At 68.5% G+C, this 21755-nt stretch carries 16 protein-coding genes; 11 read left to right on the forward strand and 5 right to left on the reverse strand.

What is annotated here, in order from left to right:
- A complete protein-coding gene (locus BC102111_RS09795; protein WP_101624200.1) occupies positions 1 to 1077 on the reverse strand; it encodes an asparaginase in 1077 nt (358 codons plus the stop codon).
- 33 nt (positions 1078 to 1110) lie between these two features.
- Between BC102111_RS09795 and purD the strand changes: the two genes are divergently transcribed.
- From purD to purQ, 10 genes are all read left to right on the forward strand, one after another.
- The gene (gene purD / locus BC102111_RS09800) at positions 1111 to 3360 is read left to right on the forward strand and encodes a phosphoribosylamine--glycine ligase (protein ID WP_101624201.1); all 2250 of its coding nucleotides are present in this window, start codon (positions 1111 to 1113) and stop codon (positions 3358 to 3360) included.
- 293 nt (positions 3361 to 3653) lie between these two features.
- A complete protein-coding gene (locus tag BC102111_RS09805) occupies positions 3654 to 5150 on the forward strand; it encodes an aminobutyraldehyde dehydrogenase (RefSeq protein ID WP_101624202.1) in 1497 nt (498 codons plus the stop codon).
- 148 nt (positions 5151 to 5298) lie between these two features.
- Positions 5299 to 6987 (forward strand): amidohydrolase, encoded by a 1689-nt coding sequence (locus BC102111_RS09810; RefSeq protein ID WP_101624203.1) that lies wholly within the window; start codon positions 5299 to 5301, stop codon positions 6985 to 6987.
- On the forward strand, positions 6984 to 8150 hold the full coding sequence (locus tag BC102111_RS09815; protein WP_009377603.1) for an ABC transporter ATP-binding protein: 1167 nt from the start codon (positions 6984 to 6986) through the stop codon (positions 8148 to 8150). Before BC102111_RS09810 ends, BC102111_RS09815 begins: the two co-directional genes overlap by 4 nt.
- Positions 8143 to 9303 (forward strand): polyamine ABC transporter substrate-binding protein, encoded by a 1161-nt coding sequence (locus tag BC102111_RS09820; RefSeq protein WP_009377602.1) that lies wholly within the window; start codon positions 8143 to 8145, stop codon positions 9301 to 9303. The genes BC102111_RS09815 and BC102111_RS09820 overlap by 8 nt, the downstream gene beginning before the upstream one ends.
- Positions 9300 to 10295 carry an ABC transporter permease gene (locus BC102111_RS09825; protein ID WP_063250302.1) on the forward strand — a complete coding sequence of 332 codons (996 nt, stop codon included), beginning with the start codon at positions 9300 to 9302 and terminating at the stop codon, positions 10293 to 10295. Before BC102111_RS09820 ends, BC102111_RS09825 begins: the two co-directional genes overlap by 4 nt.
- A 1-nt stretch (position 10296) precedes the next feature.
- Positions 10297 to 11160 (forward strand): ABC transporter permease, encoded by an 864-nt coding sequence (locus BC102111_RS09830; protein WP_009377599.1) that lies wholly within the window; start codon positions 10297 to 10299, stop codon positions 11158 to 11160.
- 62 nt (positions 11161 to 11222) lie between these two features.
- Positions 11223 to 12638 carry an NAD(P)/FAD-dependent oxidoreductase gene (locus BC102111_RS09835; RefSeq protein WP_095376180.1) on the forward strand — a complete coding sequence of 472 codons (1416 nt, stop codon included), beginning with the start codon at positions 11223 to 11225 and terminating at the stop codon, positions 12636 to 12638.
- A gap of 138 nt (positions 12639 to 12776) precedes the next feature.
- Positions 12777 to 13031, forward strand: a complete 255-nt coding sequence (gene purS, locus BC102111_RS09840; protein ID WP_009377587.1) for a phosphoribosylformylglycinamidine synthase subunit PurS — start codon at positions 12777 to 12779, stop codon at positions 13029 to 13031.
- Positions 13031 to 13762, forward strand: coding sequence for a phosphoribosylformylglycinamidine synthase subunit PurQ (purQ, locus tag BC102111_RS09845; protein ID WP_009377585.1), 732 nt, complete (start codon positions 13031 to 13033; stop codon positions 13760 to 13762). The genes purS and purQ overlap by 1 nt, the downstream gene beginning before the upstream one ends.
- Before the next feature lie 155 nt (positions 13763 to 13917).
- On the opposite strand, the gene BC102111_RS17785 is transcribed toward purQ, so the two are convergent.
- The 3 genes from BC102111_RS17785 to BC102111_RS09860 form a co-directional block, all read right to left on the reverse strand.
- Positions 13918 to 15396 carry a hypothetical protein gene (locus tag BC102111_RS17785; protein WP_156491173.1) on the reverse strand — a complete coding sequence of 493 codons (1479 nt, stop codon included), beginning with the start codon at positions 15394 to 15396 and terminating at the stop codon, positions 13918 to 13920.
- 480 nt (positions 15397 to 15876) lie between these two features.
- Positions 15877 to 18057: an ABC transporter ATP-binding protein gene (locus BC102111_RS09855; RefSeq protein WP_063250298.1), complete on the reverse strand. Its 2181-nt coding sequence runs from the start codon at positions 18055 to 18057 to the stop codon at positions 15877 to 15879.
- Position 18058: 1 nt separating this feature from the next.
- Positions 18059 to 19792: an ABC transporter ATP-binding protein gene (locus BC102111_RS09860; protein WP_101624204.1), complete on the reverse strand. Its 1734-nt coding sequence runs from the start codon at positions 19790 to 19792 to the stop codon at positions 18059 to 18061.
- Positions 19793 to 19993: 201 nt separating this feature from the next.
- Between BC102111_RS09860 and BC102111_RS09865 the strand changes: the two genes are divergently transcribed.
- Positions 19994 to 21151: a DUF6882 domain-containing protein gene (locus tag BC102111_RS09865; protein WP_101624205.1), complete on the forward strand. Its 1158-nt coding sequence runs from the start codon at positions 19994 to 19996 to the stop codon at positions 21149 to 21151.
- A gap of 68 nt (positions 21152 to 21219) precedes the next feature.
- Here the strand turns inward: BC102111_RS09865 and BC102111_RS09870 are convergent, their stop codons facing one another.
- Entirely contained in the window at positions 21220 to 21585 is a 366-nt protein-coding gene (locus tag BC102111_RS09870; RefSeq protein ID WP_180960610.1) for a hypothetical protein, read from the reverse strand.
- Positions 21586 to 21755 lie beyond the last annotated feature (170 nt).

The following is a 21755-nucleotide window of genomic DNA, read 5'->3' on the forward strand; positions in this document are numbered from 1 at the left end:
TCAGCTCCCTCCTCCTGCTGCATCTTCGCTCACGCGCACGGTGCCGACGACCGCTGTCCGCCCCTCGGAATCCGTGCCTCCCGTGACGGGCTCGGTGATGAGACGGGCGACCTCGGCGAGTTCGTCGTCGCCGACCTCCGGCAGGGCACCCGCCCGCCGAAGCAGGGTGAGGGCGACGAGGCCGGTGGCTCGCGACGAGCCGTCGAGGCATTTGAGCGCAACGGCGTGACCGTCCCGGGTGGCCATGACGATGACGCCTTCGGCACCGCCCTTCGCGAAGACGCCGAGGCGCTCGATGACCGTCGTGTTCGGTCGCCCGTGCCCTTCGATCGCCCACGGCTGCGCGAACACCGCCTCGATGAGGGTGCGGGCGTGGTCGGCGAAGTCGGCGAGCCCGGGTGCCACGGATCCGGGTGTCGCAGATCCGGGCACAGCTGAACCGAGGCCGACGACGCGGCCGATCGCCCGGGCGAGACCGGTGAGACTGAGCGCGAACACGGGAGCCCCGCACCCGTCGGTGCCGACCGCGGGCGGCGTTTCCTCGGCGAAGGCGGCGACCACCTCGGCGACCCGGACCTGGACGGGATGGGCGGGATCGAGGTAGCTCGCGGTGTCCGCACCGACGGCGTGGGCGGCACGGAGGAAGGCTGCGTGTTTGCCGGAGCAGTTGAAGTGCACGGGCGAGATCGGGTCTCCCGCCTCGGCGAGGCTGCGCCGGTAGGCCCCGTCGGCGGGGTGGACGGAGGGGCACCGGAGGTCGTCGGCGCTCAGTCCCGCGGACTCAAGCATCGCGGTCACGGTCTCGACGTGCCCGGCCTCTGAGCGGTGGGAGGCGGTGGCGAGCGCCGCCGCGGTCCCGGTGAGGTCGGCGCCGAGCGACATCGCGGCGAGCGCCTGAAGCGGTTTGAGGCTCGAGCGGGTGAAGATCGGGGCAGTGGGCGACCCGAGGCTGAGCGCCGGGGACCCGTCAGGGTCGAGGACGACGGCGGAACCGAGGTGACGGGACTCGACGAATCCGCTGCGCTCGACGACGGCGAGCTCGACCGCCTCGGCGGGGGTGAAGGTGGAGAGGCTCACGCACTCAAGCGTACGACCTTATAGGCTGGTCGTGTGAAGGTTCTCGTCATCGGGTCGGGCTCCCGCGAACATGCCCTCGTCCTTGCTCTCAGCCGCGACCCCCAGGTCGACGCCGTCATCGCCGCCCCCGGGAATCCGGGGATCGCGGCGATCGCCCACACCGAGGCGCTCGACGCCTCCGACGCGCAGGCGGTGACCGCGCTCGCCGAACGCCTCGACGTCGACCTCGTCGTCGTCGGACCCGAGGCCCCGCTCGTCGCCGGGGTCGCCGACGCCCTGCGTGAGGCCTCGTTCCCGGTCTTCGGTCCGAGCGCCGAGGCCGCACACCTCGAAGGCTCGAAGGCGTTTGCCAAGGAGATCATGGAGGCGGCGGGGGTGCCGACCGCGCGCACCGTCGTCGCCTACACCACAGACGAGGCGGCCGCTGCGATCGACGACTTCGGCGCCCCGTACGTCGTCAAGGCCGACGGGCTCGCCGCGGGCAAGGGCGTCGTCGTCACCACCGACCGGCAGGCAGCCCTCGACCACGCGCACTCGTGCCTCGAGGTCTCCGACCGGGTCGTCATCGAGGACTACCTCGACGGACCCGAGGTCTCCCTCTTCGTCCTCTGCGACGGGTCCCGGACCGTGCCGCTCGCCCCCGCCCAGGACTTCAAGCGCATCGGCGACGGCGACTCGGGACCGAACACCGGCGGCATGGGCGCCTACTCGCCGCTGCCGTGGGCACCTGCGGGCATGGTCGAGGGCATCGTCAGCACCGTCGCCCAGCCCGTCGTCGACGAGATGGCCCGCCGCGGCACCCCGTTCACCGGTCTCCTCTACTGCGGGCTGGCCCTGACCTCGAAGGGCCTGCGCGTCGTCGAATTCAACGTCCGCTTCGGCGACCCCGAGACCCAGTCCGTCCTCGCCCGCCTGCGCACCCCGCTCGGGCAGCCGCTGCTCGCCGCCGCCGAGGGCCGCCTCGACGAGGTCGGCGAGCTCGACTGGGATCCGCGCACCGCGGTCACCGTCGTCATGGCCGCCGAAGGCTACCCGGAGAGCCCTCGCACGGGCGATGTCATCGCCGGACTCGAGGCCGCCGACGCCCGCGAGGACGTCTCCGTCCTCCACGCCGGCACCCGCACGTCCGAGGACGGCGCCGGCGACGTCCTCACCGCCGGGGGACGCGTCCTCTCGGTCGTCGCCCTCGGCGCCGACCTCGACGAGGCACGGGCCCGAGCGTACGCCGCCGTCGACGAGATCTCCTGGGACGGCGAGCAGCACCGCACGGACATCGCCGAGGCGGCCGCGGCCGGGACGATCGAAGTCGCCGACATCTATGCCGCCCCCGAGGCAGGAGCGGAGGCAGGCCCTGCCGGTTCGAGTGACACCGCTCCCACCGCAGCGCCCGGCTCTGATGCCCCGGTGCTCCCGGGCTGGACTCACGTGTACTCGGGCAAGGTCCGTGACCTCTACATCCCCGAGGACGCAGCAGACATCGCCTCGGCCGAGCGCCTGCTCATGGTCGCCTCGGACCGGATCTCCGCCTACGACTGGGTCCTCGACACCGAGATCCCCGACAAGGGCCGGGTGCTCACCGGGCTGAGCCTGTGGTGGTTCGATCAGCTGTCCGACATCATCGGCAACCACGTCATCAGCACCGACGTCCCCGCGGCCGTGCGCGGGCGCGGGCTCATCGTCCAGAACCTCACGATGATCCCCGTCGAGTGCGTCGCCCGCGGCTACCTCACCGGCTCCGGCCTGAGCGACTACCGGGAGACGGGTGCCGTGTGCGGCGTCGAGCTGCCCGCGGGTCTCACCGAGGCCGACAGGCTCGAGCCGCCGATCTTCACCCCGGCGACGAAGGCCGCACTGGGCGACCACGACGAGAACGTGTCCTTCGAGCAGGTCGCCGAGACCATCGGCGCCGACCAGGCCAAGCGGATCCGCGACCTCACCCTGAACATCTACTCCCGCGCCGAGGAGATCGCCCGGGAGCGCGGCATCGTGCTCGCCGACACGAAGTTCGAGTTCGGGACGCTGCCCGACGGGACGATCGTCCTCGCCGACGAGGTCCTCACTCCCGACTCCTCCCGCTTCTGGGACGCCGAGTCCTACGCGCCCGGCACCGTGCAGGCGAGCTTCGACAAGCAGTTCGTCCGCGACTGGCTGACGACCGAGTCCGGGTGGGACAGGTCCTCGGACACTCCCCCGCCGGCCCTGCCCGCCGAGGTGGTCGAGAAGACCCGCGCCCGCTACATCGAGGCGTTCGAGACGCTCACCGGCGAGTCCTTCCCCGCGTAATCCCGCGCCTCCAACACGAGTTGAGGACGCTGAGTGTCGGTTTCCGACTGAGGAATCGACACTCAGCGTCATCTGCTCGTCGGTGGGCGCCTCACCTCGTCACCACCTCGGCGGACCACTGTTTCAGCAGGTCATTCGCGCTTTCGGCAAGCGTTCTCCCGTCACTTCCGGTCTCATACGACGGATCTAGTGGAACTCATGAGCGAAATCCGTTACTGTGATCCGAAACAGTGACCCGCGCCACACCGCATCACCGGCGCAGGTCCACACGCACAAGGCGGGAACCGATATGCATGCACCACTGGAACGGCGAACAGCACGAGGGACGGGGAGCACCGTTCACCCTGACGAACCCCGCCACGGCAGCGACGACCGGTACGTATCGGCTCGCCACCGCTGACGACGTCGACGAGGCCGTCGCTGCCGCGAAGGCGGCGTACCCGGCGTTCAAGGCGCTCACTCCGGGCGAGCGCGCCGACCTCCTCCTCGGCCTCGCCGACGAGCTCGAGGCGCGCAGCGAGGAGATCGCGGCCCTCGAGTCGGCGCAGACGGGCAAGACGATCCGTCTGGCCACCGAGTTCGACGTCCCCGGGTCGATCGACAACGCCCGGTTCTTCGCCGGCGCCGCCCGGCAGCTCACCGGCCTGTCGGCAGGCACGTACTGGGAGAAGTCGACGTCGATGATCCGTCGGGAGCCCCTCGGGGTGGTCGGTTCGATCGCCCCGTGGAACTACCCGCTGCAGATGGCGGCGTGGAAGATCCTCCCTGCCGTGGCCGCGGGCAACACGATCGTCCTCAAGACCTCGGAGATGACACCGGGGACCTCCCTCATCCTCGCCGAGGCGGCCACCGCAGCCGGATTCCCACCCGGAGTCATCAACGTCATCGCCGGTGACGGCCGGGACGCCGGCGAAGCGCTCGTCACCCATCCCGACGTCGTCATGACCTCATTCACCGGATCGACTCCCGTGGGCCGGCGGATCATGGATCTCGCCGCACGCAAGGGGGCCCGCGTCCACCTCGAACTCGGCGGCAAGGCCCCGCTCGTCGTCTTCGCCGACGCCGATATCGAAGCCGCAGCCCGCGGCGCCGTGGCCGGCTCGCTCATCAACTCCGGACAGGACTGCACCGCGGCGACCCGCGCGATCGTCGCCGCCGAACACTTCGAGGCCTTCACCGACCGTGTCGCCGAGCTCATGGCAGGCGTGCGCCTCGGCGACCCGGCCGAACCGGCCACCGACATGGGCTCGCTCATCTCGCTCACCCACCGCGACCGCGTCGCCGCGATGGTCGAGCGCGCCCGGGAGGCCGGGGCGACGATCCGCACCGGCGGGCAGATCCCCACCCGGGACCACCTCGGCGGGGATCTTCCCGGAGACCCCGAGTCGACGGCCTACTACGCTCCGACGCTCATCACCGGCATCGACACCGACGCCGAGGTGTGGCGGGACGAGATCTTCGGACCCGTCCTCGTCGCGGTCCCCTTCGACACCGACGACGAGGCGATCGCGCTCGCCAACGACACCCCGTACGGGCTCGCGGCGAGCGCCTGGACCCGGTCGACGAACCGGGCGCTGCGGGCCGCGGCGGACATCGAGGCCGGGTGCGTGTGGATCAACGAGCACATCCCGATCGTCTCCGACATGCCGCACGGCGGGTACAAGGCGTCCGGCTTCGGCAAGGACATGAGCCAGTACTCGTTCGACGAGTACACCCAGATCAAGCACGTCTTCATCGACCAGCATGAGGACCCGCACCACGCGTGGCAGGACACGATCTTCACGACGTGATGGACCGTCCCGGTCACCTCCGGGACACGATCGGATCACGGCTCCAGACAGCGACTGCCGCCGGGAGCGAACCCAGACCCAGAATGACAGCCAGTGCGCCCCTCTTGAGGAGACGCGCACCAGACGACAAGGAAGTCGGTGGACCCCAGTGACCCCTGACCCTTCAGCAGCACCCGCCGCTGCCACCCCCGCATACACACCTGCCGATCTCGACATCGTCGACGCCGTCGTCTTCGACGGCGGCGAGGTCATTCCTGCGACGTCCGTGAGCATCCGCGACGGCAGGATCGCCGCGCTCGGCGAGCTCGCGCCGGCGACCCCGGACACCCGCACCGTCGACGCCCGAGGCGGGCTGCTCACCCCCGGGTTCGTCGACGCCCACGTCCACACGACCTTCGGCGGCCTCGAATCGCTCGGCTGCGACCTCAGCGGGACCCACGGCGCGGACGAGGTGCGCGCGGTCGTCGCCGACCACCTCGCTGCGACTGCCGACCGCGGCGAGGCGAGCGCGAACTGGCTCGTCGGCGGCGGCTGGTCGATGGCCGACTTCGCAGGCGGCGTGCCGACCGCAGACCTCCTCGACGACCTCAGCGCCGACCGTCCGATCCTCCTGCTCAGCGCCGATCACCATTCGGCGTGGGTGAACAGTGCGGCGATGCGCCTGGCCGGTCTCGACGCGCGGACGCCGACCCCCGAGGGCGGGGTCATCGAGAAGGACACGGCCGGTGAGCCGATCGGCTGCCTCCACGAGTCCGCGATGGACCTCGTCTCCTCCCACCTCCCTCCCACCTCCGACGAGGACCTGCGCGCGGGACTGCTCGCCGGACAGTCCTACCTCGCCTCCTTCGGGGTCACCGCATGGATGGACGCGATCGTCGGCGACTACGGCGGGCACCGGTCGAACTTCGACAGCTATGTCCGAGCCGCAGAGTCCGGCGAGCTCACCGCCGAGGTCGTCGGGAGCCTGTGGTGGCCGCGCGACGTCGACGACGTCCCCGCCCAGGTCGCCGAGCTCACCACCCGCCGCCGCACGGACGGATCCTTCCGCACTACCTCGGTGAAATTCATGCTCGACGGCATCGTCGAATCCCGCACCGCGGCGATGAGCGAGGAGTACACGTGTGGCTGCGGAGGCTTCGGCACGAGCTACTTCACGAGAGAGCACCTCAACGAGGCGTTCGCCGCCCTCGACGCCGCCGGCTTCGACATCCACTGCCATGCGATCGGCGACGCCGCGGTGCGCGCGGCCCTCGACGCGTTCGCCGCCCTCGGCGCGGACCGCAGACCCGATGCCCGCCACCACATCGCCCACGTCCAGGTCGTCGACCCCGCCGACATCCCCCGCTTCGCCGACCTCGGGATCACCGCGAACCTCCAGGCCCTGTGGGCCAGCCGCGACGAACAGATGGTCGACCTCAACATCCCGTGCCTCGGCGAGCAGCGCACCGACTGGCAGTACCCGTTCCGCGGCTTCGCCGACTCCGGGACGCATCTGGCGATGGGCTCGGACTGGCCGGTGTCGACGCCGAACCCGTGGGACGCCATCCACGTCGCCGTCAACCGCTCGCACCCCGAGTCGAGCGACCCTGCTCCGCTTGTGCCTGCGCAGGCCATCGACGTCGCCACCGCGCTGCGCGCCTACACCGCCGGCTCCGCGCACCTGCTGCGCTCGGAGGCCAACGGCGGGATCCGCCTCGGCGAGAGAGCCAACCTCGCACTCGCCGACCGCAACCCCCTCGACCTCGACCCCGGCCGCATCTCCGAGACCCGGACTGCGCTGACGATCGCGGGCGGCATCGTCGTCCACGACACCACCTCTGAAGAAAGGCCATCATGACCGTCACGACTGAGGCCGCCACGGCCCACCCCGCCCCGGCCGGAACCGATCACCTCGAGATCCGCGGAGTGAAGAAGGTCTTCGGTGAGAACACCGCGATCGAGAGACTCGACCTCGGCGTCAGACAGGGCGAGTTCCTCTCCCTGCTCGGACCCTCGGGCTGCGGGAAGACGACGCTGCTGCGGATGATCGCCGGCTTCGAAGCGCCGACCGACGGGCAGATCCTGTTGGCCGGCCGCGACATCGTCTCCCTGCCCCCGCACAAGCGGCCGGTCAACACGGTGTTCCAGTCCTACCTGCTCTTCCCGCACATGAACATCGCCGACAACATCGCCTACGGCCTCAAGCAGTCGAAGACCCCGAAGGCCGAGATCGCCGACCGCGTCCGCGAAGTGCTCTCCCTCGTGCGGATGGAGGACTTCGCCGGCCGCAAACCCGAGCAGCTCTCCGGCGGCCAACAGCAGCGCATCGCCCTGGCCCGGGCACTCGTCAACCGGCCGCAGGTCCTCCTCCTCGACGAGCCGATGTCGGCCCTCGACCGGAAGCTGCGCGAGGAGATGCAGCTCGAGCTCAAACGCCTCCACGCGAAGCTCGACACGACGTTCGTCTTCGTCACCCACGACCAGGAGGAGGCGCTGGCGATGAGCGATCGCATCGTCGTCATGTACGACGGCGTCATCCAGCAGATCGGCTCCGGGGAGGAGATCTACGCGGACCCGGCCAACGGCTTCGTCGCCGGCTTCATCGGCAAGCAGAACTTCGTCCCCGCCGAGGTGATCGCCGCCGACGGCGACACCGTGCGGCTGCGGACGGCGAACACCGTGATGGAGACGGCCGTGACCGAGCTCCGCCCCGCCTCGGCGAGCACCGAGGCCCGCACCCTGACCGTGGGCGACCGGGTCCGTGCTGCCATCCGACCCGAACGGATGCGCGTGAGTCCGGCAGGCTCCCAGCCCCCGACCACGAACGGTGCCCGCGGCCGGGTGCTCTCGACGTCCTTCCTCGGCGATGTCGTCCAGTACATGGTCGTCGTCGGCGACAACGACGAGATCCTCGCCCGCGTGCCCGCCGCCGGTTCCCAGATCCTCGGTCCCGACGCCGAGGTGGACCTGAGCTGGGATGCCGACGCCGTCGCCGTCTACGGCACGGAAGGCGGTGAGTGAGGTGGCCGATGTGCACTTCCTCGCCCCACGGGCGGCGGCGAAGCGGCTGAGCCGGCGGGCCGTGCTCGCCGGGTTCGGCGTCGCCTCGCTCGGGGCGCTGAGCGCGTGCGGGAAGACGACGAAGATGGCGGCCTCTCCCCCGGTCGACGGCGAACTCGAGTCGAAGCTCAACCTCTACACGTGGGGTGACTACGACAACCCCGAGCTCATCGACGCGTTCAAGAAGAAGAACGACGTCCTCGTCCAGGTCGACAGCTACGGCTCGAACGAGGAGCTCGTCGCCAAGCTCTCGACCACGCGCGGGACCTCGGGCTATGACGTCGTCGTCCCCACCGGGTCGAACATCCCGCAGATGCTCAACCACAATCTTCTCCAGAAGCTCGACCTCGACCTCATCCCGAACTTCTCGAACATGGATCCGAACTTCACCGGTCAGTACTTCGACCCGAAGAACGAGTACACGATCTGCAAGGCCTGGGGCACCACCGGCTTCGTCTACGACACCTCGGCCATCGACCGGGAGCTCACCAGCTGGCAGGACTTCATCGACACCGCACAGAACGAGGCGGCGGGCACGACCTCGCTGCTCGAGGACCCGTGGGAGGTCACGGCGATCGCCCTGGCCACCCTCGGCTACAGCCTCAACACCGAGGACGAGAGGGAACTCGAGGAGGCCCGCGCCGTCGTCGTCGACCAGATCGCCCCGAACACGAAGGCCTACATCGGCAACGTCGCCACCGGGATGATCCAGGGCAGCTTCACGCTCCTCCAGGCGTTCAACGGCGACGCCCGGCAGGGCCTGTCGGAGGTGACGAACCCCGAGGACTGGAAGTTCGTCTTCCCGACCCCGACGGCAAACCTGTGGATGGACAACTGGGCGATCGCGACCGGGGCACCGCACCCGGACTCGGCGCACGCGTTCATCAACCAGATGATCTCGCCGGAGACCGCGGTCGCCCAGCTCGACTACATCGGCTACCCGATCGGGACGAAGGGCCTCGCCGAGCAGGCGAAGGCCGCCGATCTCAGCGAACAGGCACTGATCTTTCCCACGCAGGAGGTCCTCGACCGACTGGAGCCGAGCATTCAGACTCCGGCCGACCAGATCCGGACGACGATCCTCGCCGACGCCCAGGCAAGGAGCGGAGCATGAGCACACCCACCCAGCAGCCGACCACGGCAGCAGAGCGTCCCGACGAGAACGGCACCACCGCCTCGGCGCCGGCACCGCAGCGCAGGTCCGGCGGCCTGGCCACCCGGGTCTTCGGTGCGGCTGCGATGTCGTTCCCGACCTGGGCGTACGCGCTGTTCTTCTTCGTCATCCCCGTCGCCCTCGTCGTCTTCTACAGCTTCGGCTACAAACCCGACCAGTTCACGGCCGTGGCCACCGATCAGCTCTCCTTCGACCGCTACCCCGAAGCACTGTCTGCGAGCTTCATCGCGACGTTCTTCGCGACCCTGCGGATCTCACTGCTCGGCACGTTCCTCTGCCTCGTCATCGCCCTGCCGTTTGCGTACTGGCTAGCGATCAAGGTCGCCCCGGCGAGGCGCTCGCTCGCATTGGCGCTGGTCATGGTCCCGTTCTGGACGAACTTCCTCGTCCGCACCCTCGGCTGGCAGATCATGCTCTCCCCCGACGGGTTCCTCTCGCAGTGGATGCAGGGCATCGGGATCCTCGACGCCCCGCTCGACATCCTCTACACCCGTGCCGCGGTGCAGATCGGCGTCGTCTACAACTACCTGCCGCTGATGATCCTGCCGCTCTTCGTCGCCATCGACGCCTCCGGCAGCAGACTGCGGGAAGCCAGCTACGACCTCGGCGCGGGCAAGGTGACGACGTTCCTCCGGGTCACCCTGCCGATGGCGATGCCAGGCATCATCTCCGGCTGCCTGCTCGTCTTCATCCCGCTCAACGGCGACTACGTCACGGCCACCGTCCTCGGCGGGGCCAGCGGGTCGATGATCGGCCAGCTCATCGCCAACCAATTCAACGCCTCGCAGAACTGGGCGCTCGGGGCCGCCATGGCGCTCATCCTCATCGCAGCGACCCTCGCCGTCGTCGGCATCGGGTTCGCGCTGCTGTGGCTGGGCCAGAAGATCGCAGCGAAGCTGAACAGCGTTCCGCTCACCGACGGGAGGGCATGACATGTCGAAGAAGAACACCTTCGCCCGGAGGACGCCCACGGACATCGGACTCAACGTCTGGGGCATCCTCGTCTTCATCTACCTCTTCATCCCGATCGCCGTGATCATCGCCTACTCGTTCAACACCGGGCGGGTGCTCGCGGCCTTCCGCGGCTTCGGCCTCGACGCCTACATCACGGGGCTGAACAACGACATCATCATCTCCTCGGTCGTCACCAGCCTCCAGGCCGCCGTCGGTGCCGCGATCGTCTCGACGGTCTTCGGCACCCTCGGCGGAGTGGCGCTGGCCCGGGCGCCGAAGGGCGCGTGGTGGGCGCTCGGACTCACCGGCCTGCTCGCCCTCACCCTCGTCACCCCGGAGATCGTCGACGGCATCTCGTTCCTGCCGTGGTTCGTCACCCTCGGCGTCGACTGGGGCATCACCCCGATCAACAACGGCCTGGTGCGCCTCATCATCTCCCATGCGATGTTCTCGATGGCGATCGTCACCTTCATCGTCCGGGCCCGCCTGGCCGGCATCGACACCCAGCTCGAGGATGCCGCAGCCGACTTGGGCGCCACCCCGTGGCGGCGGTTCCGCGACATCACCCTGCCGATCGCAGCACCCGGCATCCTCGCCGGTGCGCTCATGTCGTTCACCGTCAGCCTCGACAACACGATCCTCTCGAGCTTCGTCCAGCAGCCCGGCTACACCCCGTGGCCGGTCTACATCTTCTCCGCCGTCCGCGTGGCCCTGCGCCCCGAGGTCGCGGCGATCTCAACGGTGATGTTCGTCCTCACCCTGGCAGCCCTGGCCTTCGTCGGCTTCGTGCTGCGCAGGGCCGGCAGCAACTCGACCGAGATCATCAAGACGATGGCAGGATGACGGTGGGGACCCCACTGACCCACCCAGCACCACCAGTGCCGCAAGGCAGAAAGCGAAGTGACATGGACGTCAAAGCCGCCCTGGCCGACGCCTCAACCGTTCCGTTCTGGCTCGACACCGATGAGCGCCCGGCACCCCTGCCGCCGCTGACCGGAGACACCGACGCCGACCTCGTCGTCGTCGGCGGCGGGTTCACCGGGCTGTGGACCGCGCTCCAGGCCAAGGAGCGCGACCCCGATCGGCGGGTCATCCTCCTCGAGGCCAACACCGTCGGGTGGGCGGCCTCGGGACGCAACGGCGGTTTCTGCGCCGCGAGCCTCACCCACGGCTACGACAACGGTGAGACCCACCTGCCGGCGGAGAACGAGCGCCTCGCCGCGCTCGGCCGGGAGAACCTCGACGCGATCGAGGCCGCTGTCGCGAAGTACGGCATGGACTGCGAGTTCGAACGCACCGGCGAACTCGACGTCGCGACCGAGGACTACCAGGTCGCCGACCTCCGCGCAGGCCACGACCCCGAGGCCGGATTCATCTTCTTTTCGCAGCAGGAGCTCGCCGACCTCGTCCGCTCCCCCACGTACAAAGGAGCGCTCTGGGACTCCCGCGAGGTCGCGATGCTCAACCCGGCGAAGCTGTGCTGGGAGCTGCTGCGCGTCATCCGGGAACTCGGCGTCGAGGTGTACGAGGGCACGAAGGTCACCGGGCTCCGCGATCGGAAGACGACGGTGACCGTGACCACCGAACCCGTCTCCGGTGACCGGACGGGGCGCGCCGGGCAGGCGTCGATCAGCGCCCACCGGGTGGCGCTCGCGACCAACGTCTTCCCCTCCCTACTCAAGCGCGCCCGTCTCCACACCGTGCCGGTCTACGACTATGCGCTCATGACGGAGCCGCTGAGCGATGAGCAGATGGCGGCGATCGGCTGGGAGGGGCGGCAGGGCATCGGCGACTGCGCGAATCGGTTCCACTACTACCGGCTCACCGCCGACAACCGGATCCTCTTCGGCGGGTGGGACGCCGTGTACCACTACGGCCGTCAGGTGTCGTGGAAGTACGACCAGAATCGGGAGACGTTCGAAACCCTCGCCCGGCACTTCTACGAGACGTTCCCGCAGCTCGAGGGGGTGCGTTTCACCCACAAGTGGGGCGGGGCGATCGACACGTGCTCGCGCTTCTTCGCGTTCTTCACCGTCGCCTACGACAGGAAGGTGGCGATGGCGGCTGGCTTCACCGGCCTCGGCGTCGGCGCCTCGCGCTTCGCGGGCACCGTCATGCTCGATCTCCTCTCCGGGGAGGACACCGAGCTCACCCGGCTCGAGATGGTGCGGAAGCAGCCGCTGCCGTTCCCGCCCGAACCCGTTGCGTGGCTGGGGATCACGATGACGACCAAGGCGCTCATCAAGGCCGATGAGAACCAGGGACGCCGCGGCCCGCTGCTCAAGATCCTCGACGCCGTGGGCATGGGCTTCGACTCCTGAGGCCGACCACCTCCGCCCGCCCTGTCTCCCGGTGTCCGCACCGGGAGCCGGGGCGGCTATGTGCTCCCCGTGCTTGCTAGACTTGGGGCGAGCGCGGGAGGCGGCTCCCGACCACATTCTCAAAGGAGTCAAACACGCATGGCACGTGTCGTCGTTGAAGTGATGCCCAAGCCCGAGATCCTCGATCCGCAGGGCAAGGCGCTCGCCGGTGGCCTCACCCGACTCGGGTTCTCCGGCTTCGGAGAGGTCCGGCAGGGAAAGCGCTTCGAACTCGAGGTCGACGGCGAGGCCACCGATGAGGTTCTCGCGCAGGCTCGCGAAGCCGCTGAGACTCTGCTGTCGAACCCGGTCATCGAGAACGTCGTCGCCGTGCGCGTCGCCGAGGACGCCTGATGACAGCAACGACCGCTCCCGCCGCCGAGGCGGTTGCCGACTCCGGTGCGAGGATCGGCGTCGTCACGTTCCCCGGGACCCTGGACGACCGTGACGCCGCACGCGCCGTCACCCTGGCCGGCGCCTCGGCGGTCAATCTCTGGCACGCCGACACGAGCCTCGACGGGGTCGACGCGGTCATTCTGCCGGGCGGATTCTCCTACGGCGACTACCTGCGCGCCGGGGCGATCGCCCGGTTCGCCCCGATCATGGAGTCCGTCGTCAAAGCGGCTGAGTCGGGGATGCCCGTCCTCGGGATCTGCAACGGCTTCCAGGTGCTCTGCGAATCGCACCTGCTGCCGGGCGCCCTCATCCGCAACGACCACCAGCACTTCATCTGCCGCGATCAGGACCTCCTCGTCGAGAACGCGGACACTCCGTGGACAAGCGACTACGAGCAGGGTCAGACGATCCGGATCCCGCTGAAGAACGGTGAGGGCGGCTACGTCGCAACCCCGGAGGTCCTCGACGAGCTCGAAGCCACCGGTCGCGTCGTCTTCCGCTATCAGGGCGGCAACCCCAACGGATCGATGCGCGACATCGCCGGGATCACGAACGAGGCCGGGAACGTCGTCGGCCTCATGCCCCACCCTGAGCACGCCGTCGAGGCCGGTTTCGGCCCGGACGGCAGCGGTGTCGACGGCCAGGGGTTCTTCTCCTCCGCCGTGCGCACCCTCGTCTCGACCCGCTGAATCCGGAGATCGCTTCAGCCTGCCGAGCGCAGCGCTGATCTCTGCCGGCTGAGCACAGTGAACGGCCCTGGGGCTTCGACATCTCGTCGAGGCTCCGGGGCCGCTCTGCGTTCGCCGTCGGGCCGGGTGGGGTCACCGACCTGACGGGAGACCTGTCACTTCTCGAGCTGTCCGCGTCGGCGGGCGAAGAGGACTGCGCCTGCACCGGCGAGGATGAGGAGTGCACCTGCTCCGAGTCCGGTGAGTTCGGCACCCGTGCGGGGCATCGAACCGGAGTTGCCTCCGCCGCCTCCGCCGCCGTTGCCGTTGTCTCCTCCACCTCCGCCGCCAGAGGCGGTGACGACGAACTGTCCGGTGAGCGTCTCCTCACCGCACGTGGCCTCGACCTGGTACTTGCCGACGTAGGCTGAGGCATCGTTCGAGAGGCCGTAGGTCTGGACGGCTGCGCGTCCCACCTCGTTGGTCGGAGCAGTCCGATCGTAGAGGAGTTCTCCGGGCTCGAAGCCCCAGACCTGGAAGCGCACCTCACCGGCAGTGCAGTTGTTCATCGTCATGGTCACGCCTTTGTCGCGGTTGATGAAGTCGACGGCAGGCAGTCGCTCAGGATCGACCGAGAGGGTGAGGTCGATCGTGTCGCTGCCGTTCGGCGTCACCGTGAACGACCCTTCCTCATACTGGTCGCCACACGAGGCCATGACGAGGTATTCGCCGATGAAGCCGTAGCCGTCGTCGACCTCGGGCGGGGTGTAGTTGACTGCCGCAGCGGCGTCCTCACCGGCGACCTGGGTGGTCTCCCACACCGTGGTGTCGGGGTCGTACATGGTGCTGATGCGGAAGCTCACCTCGGAGTCGACGTTGCAGCCGGTCATCATCAGGTCCACGCCGCCCTTGAGGAAGTCGTTGAGCTGCTGTGATCCGGGGCTGATGTCGAGAGTCGACGTGTCTGCCGGAGGCTCAGTCTCCCCCTCGCCTTCGATGACGGTGGCGGATGCGGAGAGCGTCGCGCTCTCCTCACCCCGCTGCACGTCGACGGTGACCGTGACTGTGTCGCCGGGCGAGACGTCCTGGGTGGTGAAGAACGTCCCGGTGAAGGTGCCGTCCTCCTGGGCCGTCGCGTGGGTTCCGTCGCCGTCGCCCCAGGCGATGGTGTCACCGGCGAGGACTCCCTCGACGAAGAACCGGAGTCCCACGTCGGGGTTGGTGATGTCGCTGACGGTGACCTCGCCGGAATCGAGGAACAGCGCGGGATTGAGAGGTTCTGCCTCCGGGGATTCAGTGGGAGTGCCGTCGGTGTCGTCGGTGCCTTCGGTCTCGTCGGTGCCGTCGGTATCGGCTTCACCGGGGGTGGTGGGTCCGGTGGTGCCGTCGACACCGCCTTCTGCCTGTCCCTGCGTGTCGGCGGTGCCCGAGTCGGTGTCCGTTCCGTCGGCGGCGCCGGCGTCATCGGTGCCCTCCGAGGTGGACGTGCCGTCGGGCTCGTCGGTGGAGCCGTCGGCATCGGCAGCAGGGTCTGGGGATGGGTCCGTGGTGCTGCTCGCCTGTGCCACGATGTCCGGTGCCGTTGCAGCGGCAGGCATGGCACCCAGGGTGGTGACGGCGAGTGCGAGGGTGGTCGCGAGGATGAGCCGTTTCATGATCGTCCTTCCAACGGTGTCCGCTCGGCCGGCGGACCTGTTGCTGTGGGTGATCTGGACGGTACTCAGGTTGAGCACGACTGGGGAGTTTCGTTCATTGAGTTCATGACGGATCTGTGATGCACATCACGGCCGACCGTTATCACATTGTCACCACATCTGTGGTCAAATCTGTGGACAAGATCGCCTGTCAGCTCCTGCCGCGCTCACCGTCGGCGCCGGCCGTGCGTCGATCGGTCCTGGTGAGACTGCCGCCTCGAGCCGCGTCGGGCACCGCGCTGGGCGATGCCGGTCGAGTGGGTCGGCGTCCGCCGAGGAGATGTCACGATGTTGCGATTGTGCGAAGTCGGCCGATCCATCGCCGAATATCGTTACCTGCGGACCGCCCGGGTTCTCCCGCCCCATAGGCAACCGAGCACTCCTTGCGCTGCGGCTGCGGCGACGCGTCGGCCCCGTCATCGACGGGACCGACGCTCGATGCTACTCCGGCTTCGATCGCTCGACCGCGGCGTCGGCGACTCCGGGGCTCTCGACCTCGTCGCCTTCTGTCGCTTCGGCCCGAGCCACCGTCGCGTCGGCCTCGTCCTCGGCGAGGGCCGCCGCATCGCCGCGGATGCCGGGCTCGGATTCCGCTTCGTCGAGGACCTCGGAGGTGAAGTGCTCCTCCGCGTCCTCACCGCGGAACTGGGTCATGTAGAGCCGGTGGTAGGCGCCTTCGGCGGCGAGCAGCTCCTCGTGAGTGCCCTGTTCGACGATCGCGCCGTTCTCCATGACGAGGATCGTGTCAGCATCGCGAATCGTCGAGAGGCGGTGAGCGATGACGAACGAGGTCCTGTCCGTGCGCAGCGCGGCCATCGCCTGCTGGACGAGGAGTTCGGTGCGCGTGTCGACCGACGAGGTGGCCTCATCGAGGATGAGCAGCGAGGGATCGGCGAGGAAGGCCCGTGCGATCGTGATGAGCTGACGCTCACCTGCTGACACGCTTCCCCCGTCGGAGTCGATGACCGTGTCATAGCCGTCGGGAAGCTGGCGGACGAAGCGGTCGACCATCGTCGCCTTCGCCGCCTCGACGACCTCCTCGTCCGTGGCATCGAGCCGCCCGTAGCGGATGTTGTCACGGATCGTTCCCTCGAACAGCCACGCATCCTGGAGGACCATGCCGACATGCGAGCGCAGATCGGCGCGGGTGAGGTCGCGGATGTCGACGCCGTCGAGGAAGATCGTCCCTCCGGTGAGTTCGTAGAACCGCATGACGAGGTTGACCAGGGTCGTCTTGCCGGCACCGGTGGGTCCGACGATCGCGATGGTGTGCCCGGGATCGGCGGTGAAGGAGACGTCCTCGATGAGCGGGCTGTCCTCGGCATAGCGGAAGCTCACGTGTGAGAAGTCGACCTGACCGGGAGTCCGCGGCGGCAGCTGCGCCCTCGCGTCGTCGGGTTCCTCCTCGTCGGCGTCGAGGAGCTCGAACGTCCGCTCCGCCGAGGCGACGCCGGACTGGAGCATGTTCGCCACCCCGGCCATCTCGGAGATGGGCTGCGAGAACTCCCGGGAGTACTGGATGAACGCCGTTGCGTCGCCGAGCGTCATCTGCCCCGAGGCCACGCGCAGACCGCCGGCGACGGCGATGAGGACGTAGCTGAGGTAGGAGACGAACTGCATCGAGGGCATGATCATCCCGGAGACGAACTGAGCACCCGACGAGGCACGGTAGAGCTCCTCGTTGCGGCGGTCGAACTCGTCGAGCATGACCTGGTCACGACCGAAGGCCCGGACGACGTCGAGTCCTGAGAAGGACTCCTCGACGTGGCCGTTGACCTCGCCGGTGTACTTCCACTGCGCTTTGAACCTCTTCTGCGCCTGGGTGCCGATGACCCCGGCGATGATCGCCGAGAGCGGAAGCGCGATGAGGGCGAGCAGCGCGAGCTGCCAGGACACGACGAACATCATCACGCCGATGCCGATGATCGTCAGCGCCGACTGGATGAGCTGGGAGAACGCCTGCTGCAGGGCCTGTTGGATGTTGTCGACGTCGTTCGTCACCCGCGACATCACGTCACCGCGCTGCCGCGTGTCGAAATACCGCAGCGGCAGACGGTTGATCTTGCGTTCGATGTCCTCACGCAGTCGGTAGATCACGCGCATGACGAGGGCGTTGAGGATGTAGCCCTGCGCCCACATGAGCATCGAGGCGACGAGGTACATGAGGAGGACGATGATGATGATCTGGCCGAGCGCGGTGAAGTCGATGCCCTGTCCCGGCACCACTCCGGCGGTGGCGAGCATGTCCGCGTAGTCGTCGCGGCCCTGCGCACGTGCGCCGGCGATGATGTCCTCGATGTTCGCTCCGGCGGGCAGCTGAGCGCCGATGACGCCGGAGTAGATGACGTCCATCGCCTTGCCGAGCACCTTGGGGGCGACGACGGTGAGGACGACCGAGCCGATGACAAGGAGGACGACCCTGACCAGGCCGGCCTTCTCACTGGCCATGAGCCCGAAGAGCCGTTTGACCGAGGGCCAGAAGTGCTTGGGCTTGCGGGCCGGGGTGCCCCCGAACATGTCTCCGTCGTCGCCGTGGGGAACGTAGTCGTCCTCGGCTTCGGCGGCCACGGCCGCACCGCTCGTCGCGGTGGGTTCGGCGTCGTGCGGGTCCTTCTTCGCCATGTCAGTTCACCCCTTCCGCGGTGAGCTGGGATTCGACGATCTCCTGGTAGGTCGCATTGGTCTCGAGGAGTTCGTCGTGGGTGCCGCGGCCGACGATCTTCCCATCGTCGAGGACGAGGATCTGGTCGGCGTCGCGGATCGTCGAGACCCGCTGGGCGACGACGACGACCGTCGACTCTCCCGTGGTGCGTCCGAGGGCTTCCCGCAAACGGGCATCGGTGGCGACGTCGAGGGCGGAGAACGAATCGTCGAAGACGTAGACGAGCGGCTTGGCAGCGAGCGCTCGGGCGATGCACAACCGCTGACGCTGACCGCCGGAGAAGTTCGTCCCGCCCTGGGAGACGCTCTCCTCGAGCCGGTCGGGCTTCTCGGCGACGAAGTCGGCGGCCTGTGCGGTCTCGAGCGCCTCCCACAGCTGCGCGTCGTCGGCGAACTCGCTGCCGAAGCGCAGGTTCGAGGCGATCGTGCCGGAGAACAGGTACGGCTTCTGCGGGACGAGGCCGACGAGCTGAGCGAGCTGCCGGCGGTTGAATGCACTCACGGGCACACCGTCGATGAGCACCTCGCCGGCCTGCGGGTCGATGAGCCGCGGGATGAGCCCGACGATCGTCGACTTGCCGGATCCGGTCGCCCCGATGATCGCCGTCGTCGTGCCCGGCTGGGCGGTGAAGGTGAGGTCCTCGAGGACCGGAACCTCGGCGCCGGGATAACCGAAGGTGACGTTGCGGAACTCGAGTTCGCCTCGGCGGGGCAGCTCCGCGACCCCGTCGGGGATGACCATCGACGATTTCGTGTCGAGGACTTCGCAGATGCGTTCGGCGCACACGACGGCACGCGGGATCATCATCACCATGAACACGCCCATCATCACGGCGACGAGGATCTGGAGGAGGTACTGGAGGAACGCGGTGAGCGACCCGACCTCCATGACACCCGCGTCGACGCGGTGCCCGCCGAACCAGAGGACGGCTGCGGTGGCGAGGTGGAGGATCATCATGATCGCAGGGAACATGAGGACGAAGAGGTTGCCGACCTTGACCGAGGTCTCGGTCAGGGCGCGGTTGGCGTCGGCGTACCGGTCGGCTTCGAACGGCTCGCGGACGAATGCGCGGATGACCCGGATGCCGCTGATCTGCTCCCGGAGGACTCCGTTGATGTCGTCGACCTGGTCCTGCATGCGCCGGAACAGCGGCATGAGGAGGACGACGAGGATGCCGACGACGACGAAGAGGACGGGCACCGAGACCCAGACGAGCCACGAGAGCCCCGGGTCCTCACGGAAGGCCATGATGATGCCGCCGATGCACATGATCGGGGTCGAGACCATGAAGTTGAGCGTCATGAGGACCAGCATCTGCACCTGCTGGACGTCGTTGGTGTTGCGGGTGATGAGGGTGGCGCTGCCGAACCTCCCGACCTCGAGCGTCGAGAGTTCGTCGACGCGGCTGTAGATCGCACGGCGGATGTCGCGGCCGACTCCCATCGCCGACCGGGCCCCGAAGTAGATCGCGGTGACCGCGGTGATGACCTGGACGAGGCAGACGATGAGCATCGTCATGCCCGTCGACCAGATGAAGTCGGTGTCGCCCTCGGCCACACCTTCGTCGATGATCCGGGCGTTGAGGCTCGGCAGGTAGAGGGCGGCGATCGTCGACGCCAGCTGGAGGACGACGACGAAGACGATGAAGAGCCAGTAGGACTTCGCAAATTTCAGGGTCAGGCGCAAGAGGGCCACAGTGGACATCCTGGGGTTCGTGATTCGAGACTGAACAGTCGAGTGCTGAGAGCGCAACACATCATCTTACATCGATCCTCCTCCTTCGCATGATCCGGATCCGCCGAGCGCCGTGCCCTCAGGACACCAGACGGCACTGACACGAGCCGGGAATCCGCGTGCCTCCTCGCATTGTCGGTGCACCCCCGTACGCTTGAGGGCATGAGCACAACACTGCAGGACCTCGTCAACCGCGCCGTCTTCCTCTCGACGGAGACGCAGACGCATTTCGGCGTCCTCATCGCCGATGCCGCCTGGGAGGTCGACTTCACCGCGGATCCGCATCTCACGTTCACCGACGAGGACGGCGCAGCGCTGCGCACCCGACCGCATCTCCTCGGATCGGAGTCGACGTCCCAGGGGACATGGCTGTGGGGGTGGGAGAACATCAACGAGTTCCCCGAGGCCGTCGTCGGCCTCTCCCACGAGGTGCGGAAGTTCGGAGCCGCAGAGGATCTCAGCGAATTCGTCACCCCGGAACTCGACCTCGACGACGAGCTCGCTCTGCGTCTCACGCTCGCGGCGAAGGAGGCGACCGGCAAGTGGGCGCACTATCCGGCTGCGGCCGGTGCGGGGACGACGGTCTGGCTGCTCGTCGACGTGCCCGAGCTCGTGCTTCCCGAGCCCACGGTCAAGGCATCCGTGCGCGCCCTCATGCAGGGGCTGACCCAGACGACGGTCAACGACCATCGCGCCGCCCTCGCAGCGTACGTCGCCAAGCGCGGCATCCCCACCGCACCGCTGGCAGGTGGCGGCCTGCGACTGCTCTTCGCCGACGGCAGCGCCGACATCAGCTTCGACGAGATGCGACGGATCTCCAACTGCGAGGTCCACGCCCCCCTCGAGGGAGAAGCCGCGACGCAGTACTCGGAGATCACCGGAATCACGGTGGCGACCGAGGAGCCGACCCCGGCCGCCGCCTCGCCTGCGGAGACGCCGACTCCCGACCGCGCCGAGGCTCCGGTCGCTGCCGACTCCTCCCCCGAGGCCGACGAGGCAGCCGCTGCGGCGGGCACCACGGGTGAGGAATCGTCCGCAGGGACTTCGACTCCTGCACGTCCGGAGGAGCCTCGGTCCGACCGTGCCGAAGTGCCGGCTGCAGAGACCCCTGAGCGCTCCGATGTCCGACCCTCCCCCGCCGAGGCGGCCGCTGCCACGGCCGGAACCGACCGTGGCGCGGAGGCTGAGTCCGAACCCGCCGCTCGCGAGCGGGACACCGCCTCTGCCGAAGGCGAGGCCGCACCGGCCGACGAGGCCGCGCGCAGCGAGGAGCCCAAGGAGAAGAAGAAGGGGCTGTTCTCCCGCCTGTTCGGCCGCTGAGTGTCGCGAACCGTACGGCGCTGTCGGGGTCGGGGCGGCAAGGCGAACCCTGCCGTCTATGGGCACGATCAGCGGTTGATCGGTTCCCGGGGCGACCAGCTGAAGTCGCGGTCGAAGAGGTAGCGCCTCTCCGAATCGCTGACGAGCGTGAGGTCGAGGCCCTCGCCCGAGAGCCTCAGGTCTCCCGAGCCGGCTTTCACAAATGCGAGGCTGATCGTCGTCTCCACGTCTCGGATGAGGCCCTGATCGCCGTTGCGCTTCGGGTAGAGGGACAGCGTCACCGTACTGCCGTCCTCGAGCGAGTACATGCCGTCCTGGTAGGTCCCGTCCGTGTACCGGATGGCCGCCCTCGCCCGCCCTGCCACGGCGATCTGCCCGAACGCGACCTGACTGATCTCAGACCCCGCGAAGGTCCGCTGCCCGACGTCGGTCACGCGGTAGACCCCTGCGATCGCCGACGGCGCGTCGGGTTGGCCCTGGGCCGCCCCCGTTGTTAGGTCCGGTCTCTGTGTGAGTCGTCGGGTTCCATTTCGTGGGTGCAGTGGCGAGCATAGTCGGCCGGGGTGAGGTAGCCCAGCGCCGAGTGGCGTCGCACGGTGTTGTA

Origin of the sequence: Brevibacterium casei CIP 102111, assembly GCF_900169275.1 — a bacterium.
GTDB lineage: Bacteria > Actinomycetota > Actinomycetes > Actinomycetales > Brevibacteriaceae > Brevibacterium > Brevibacterium casei.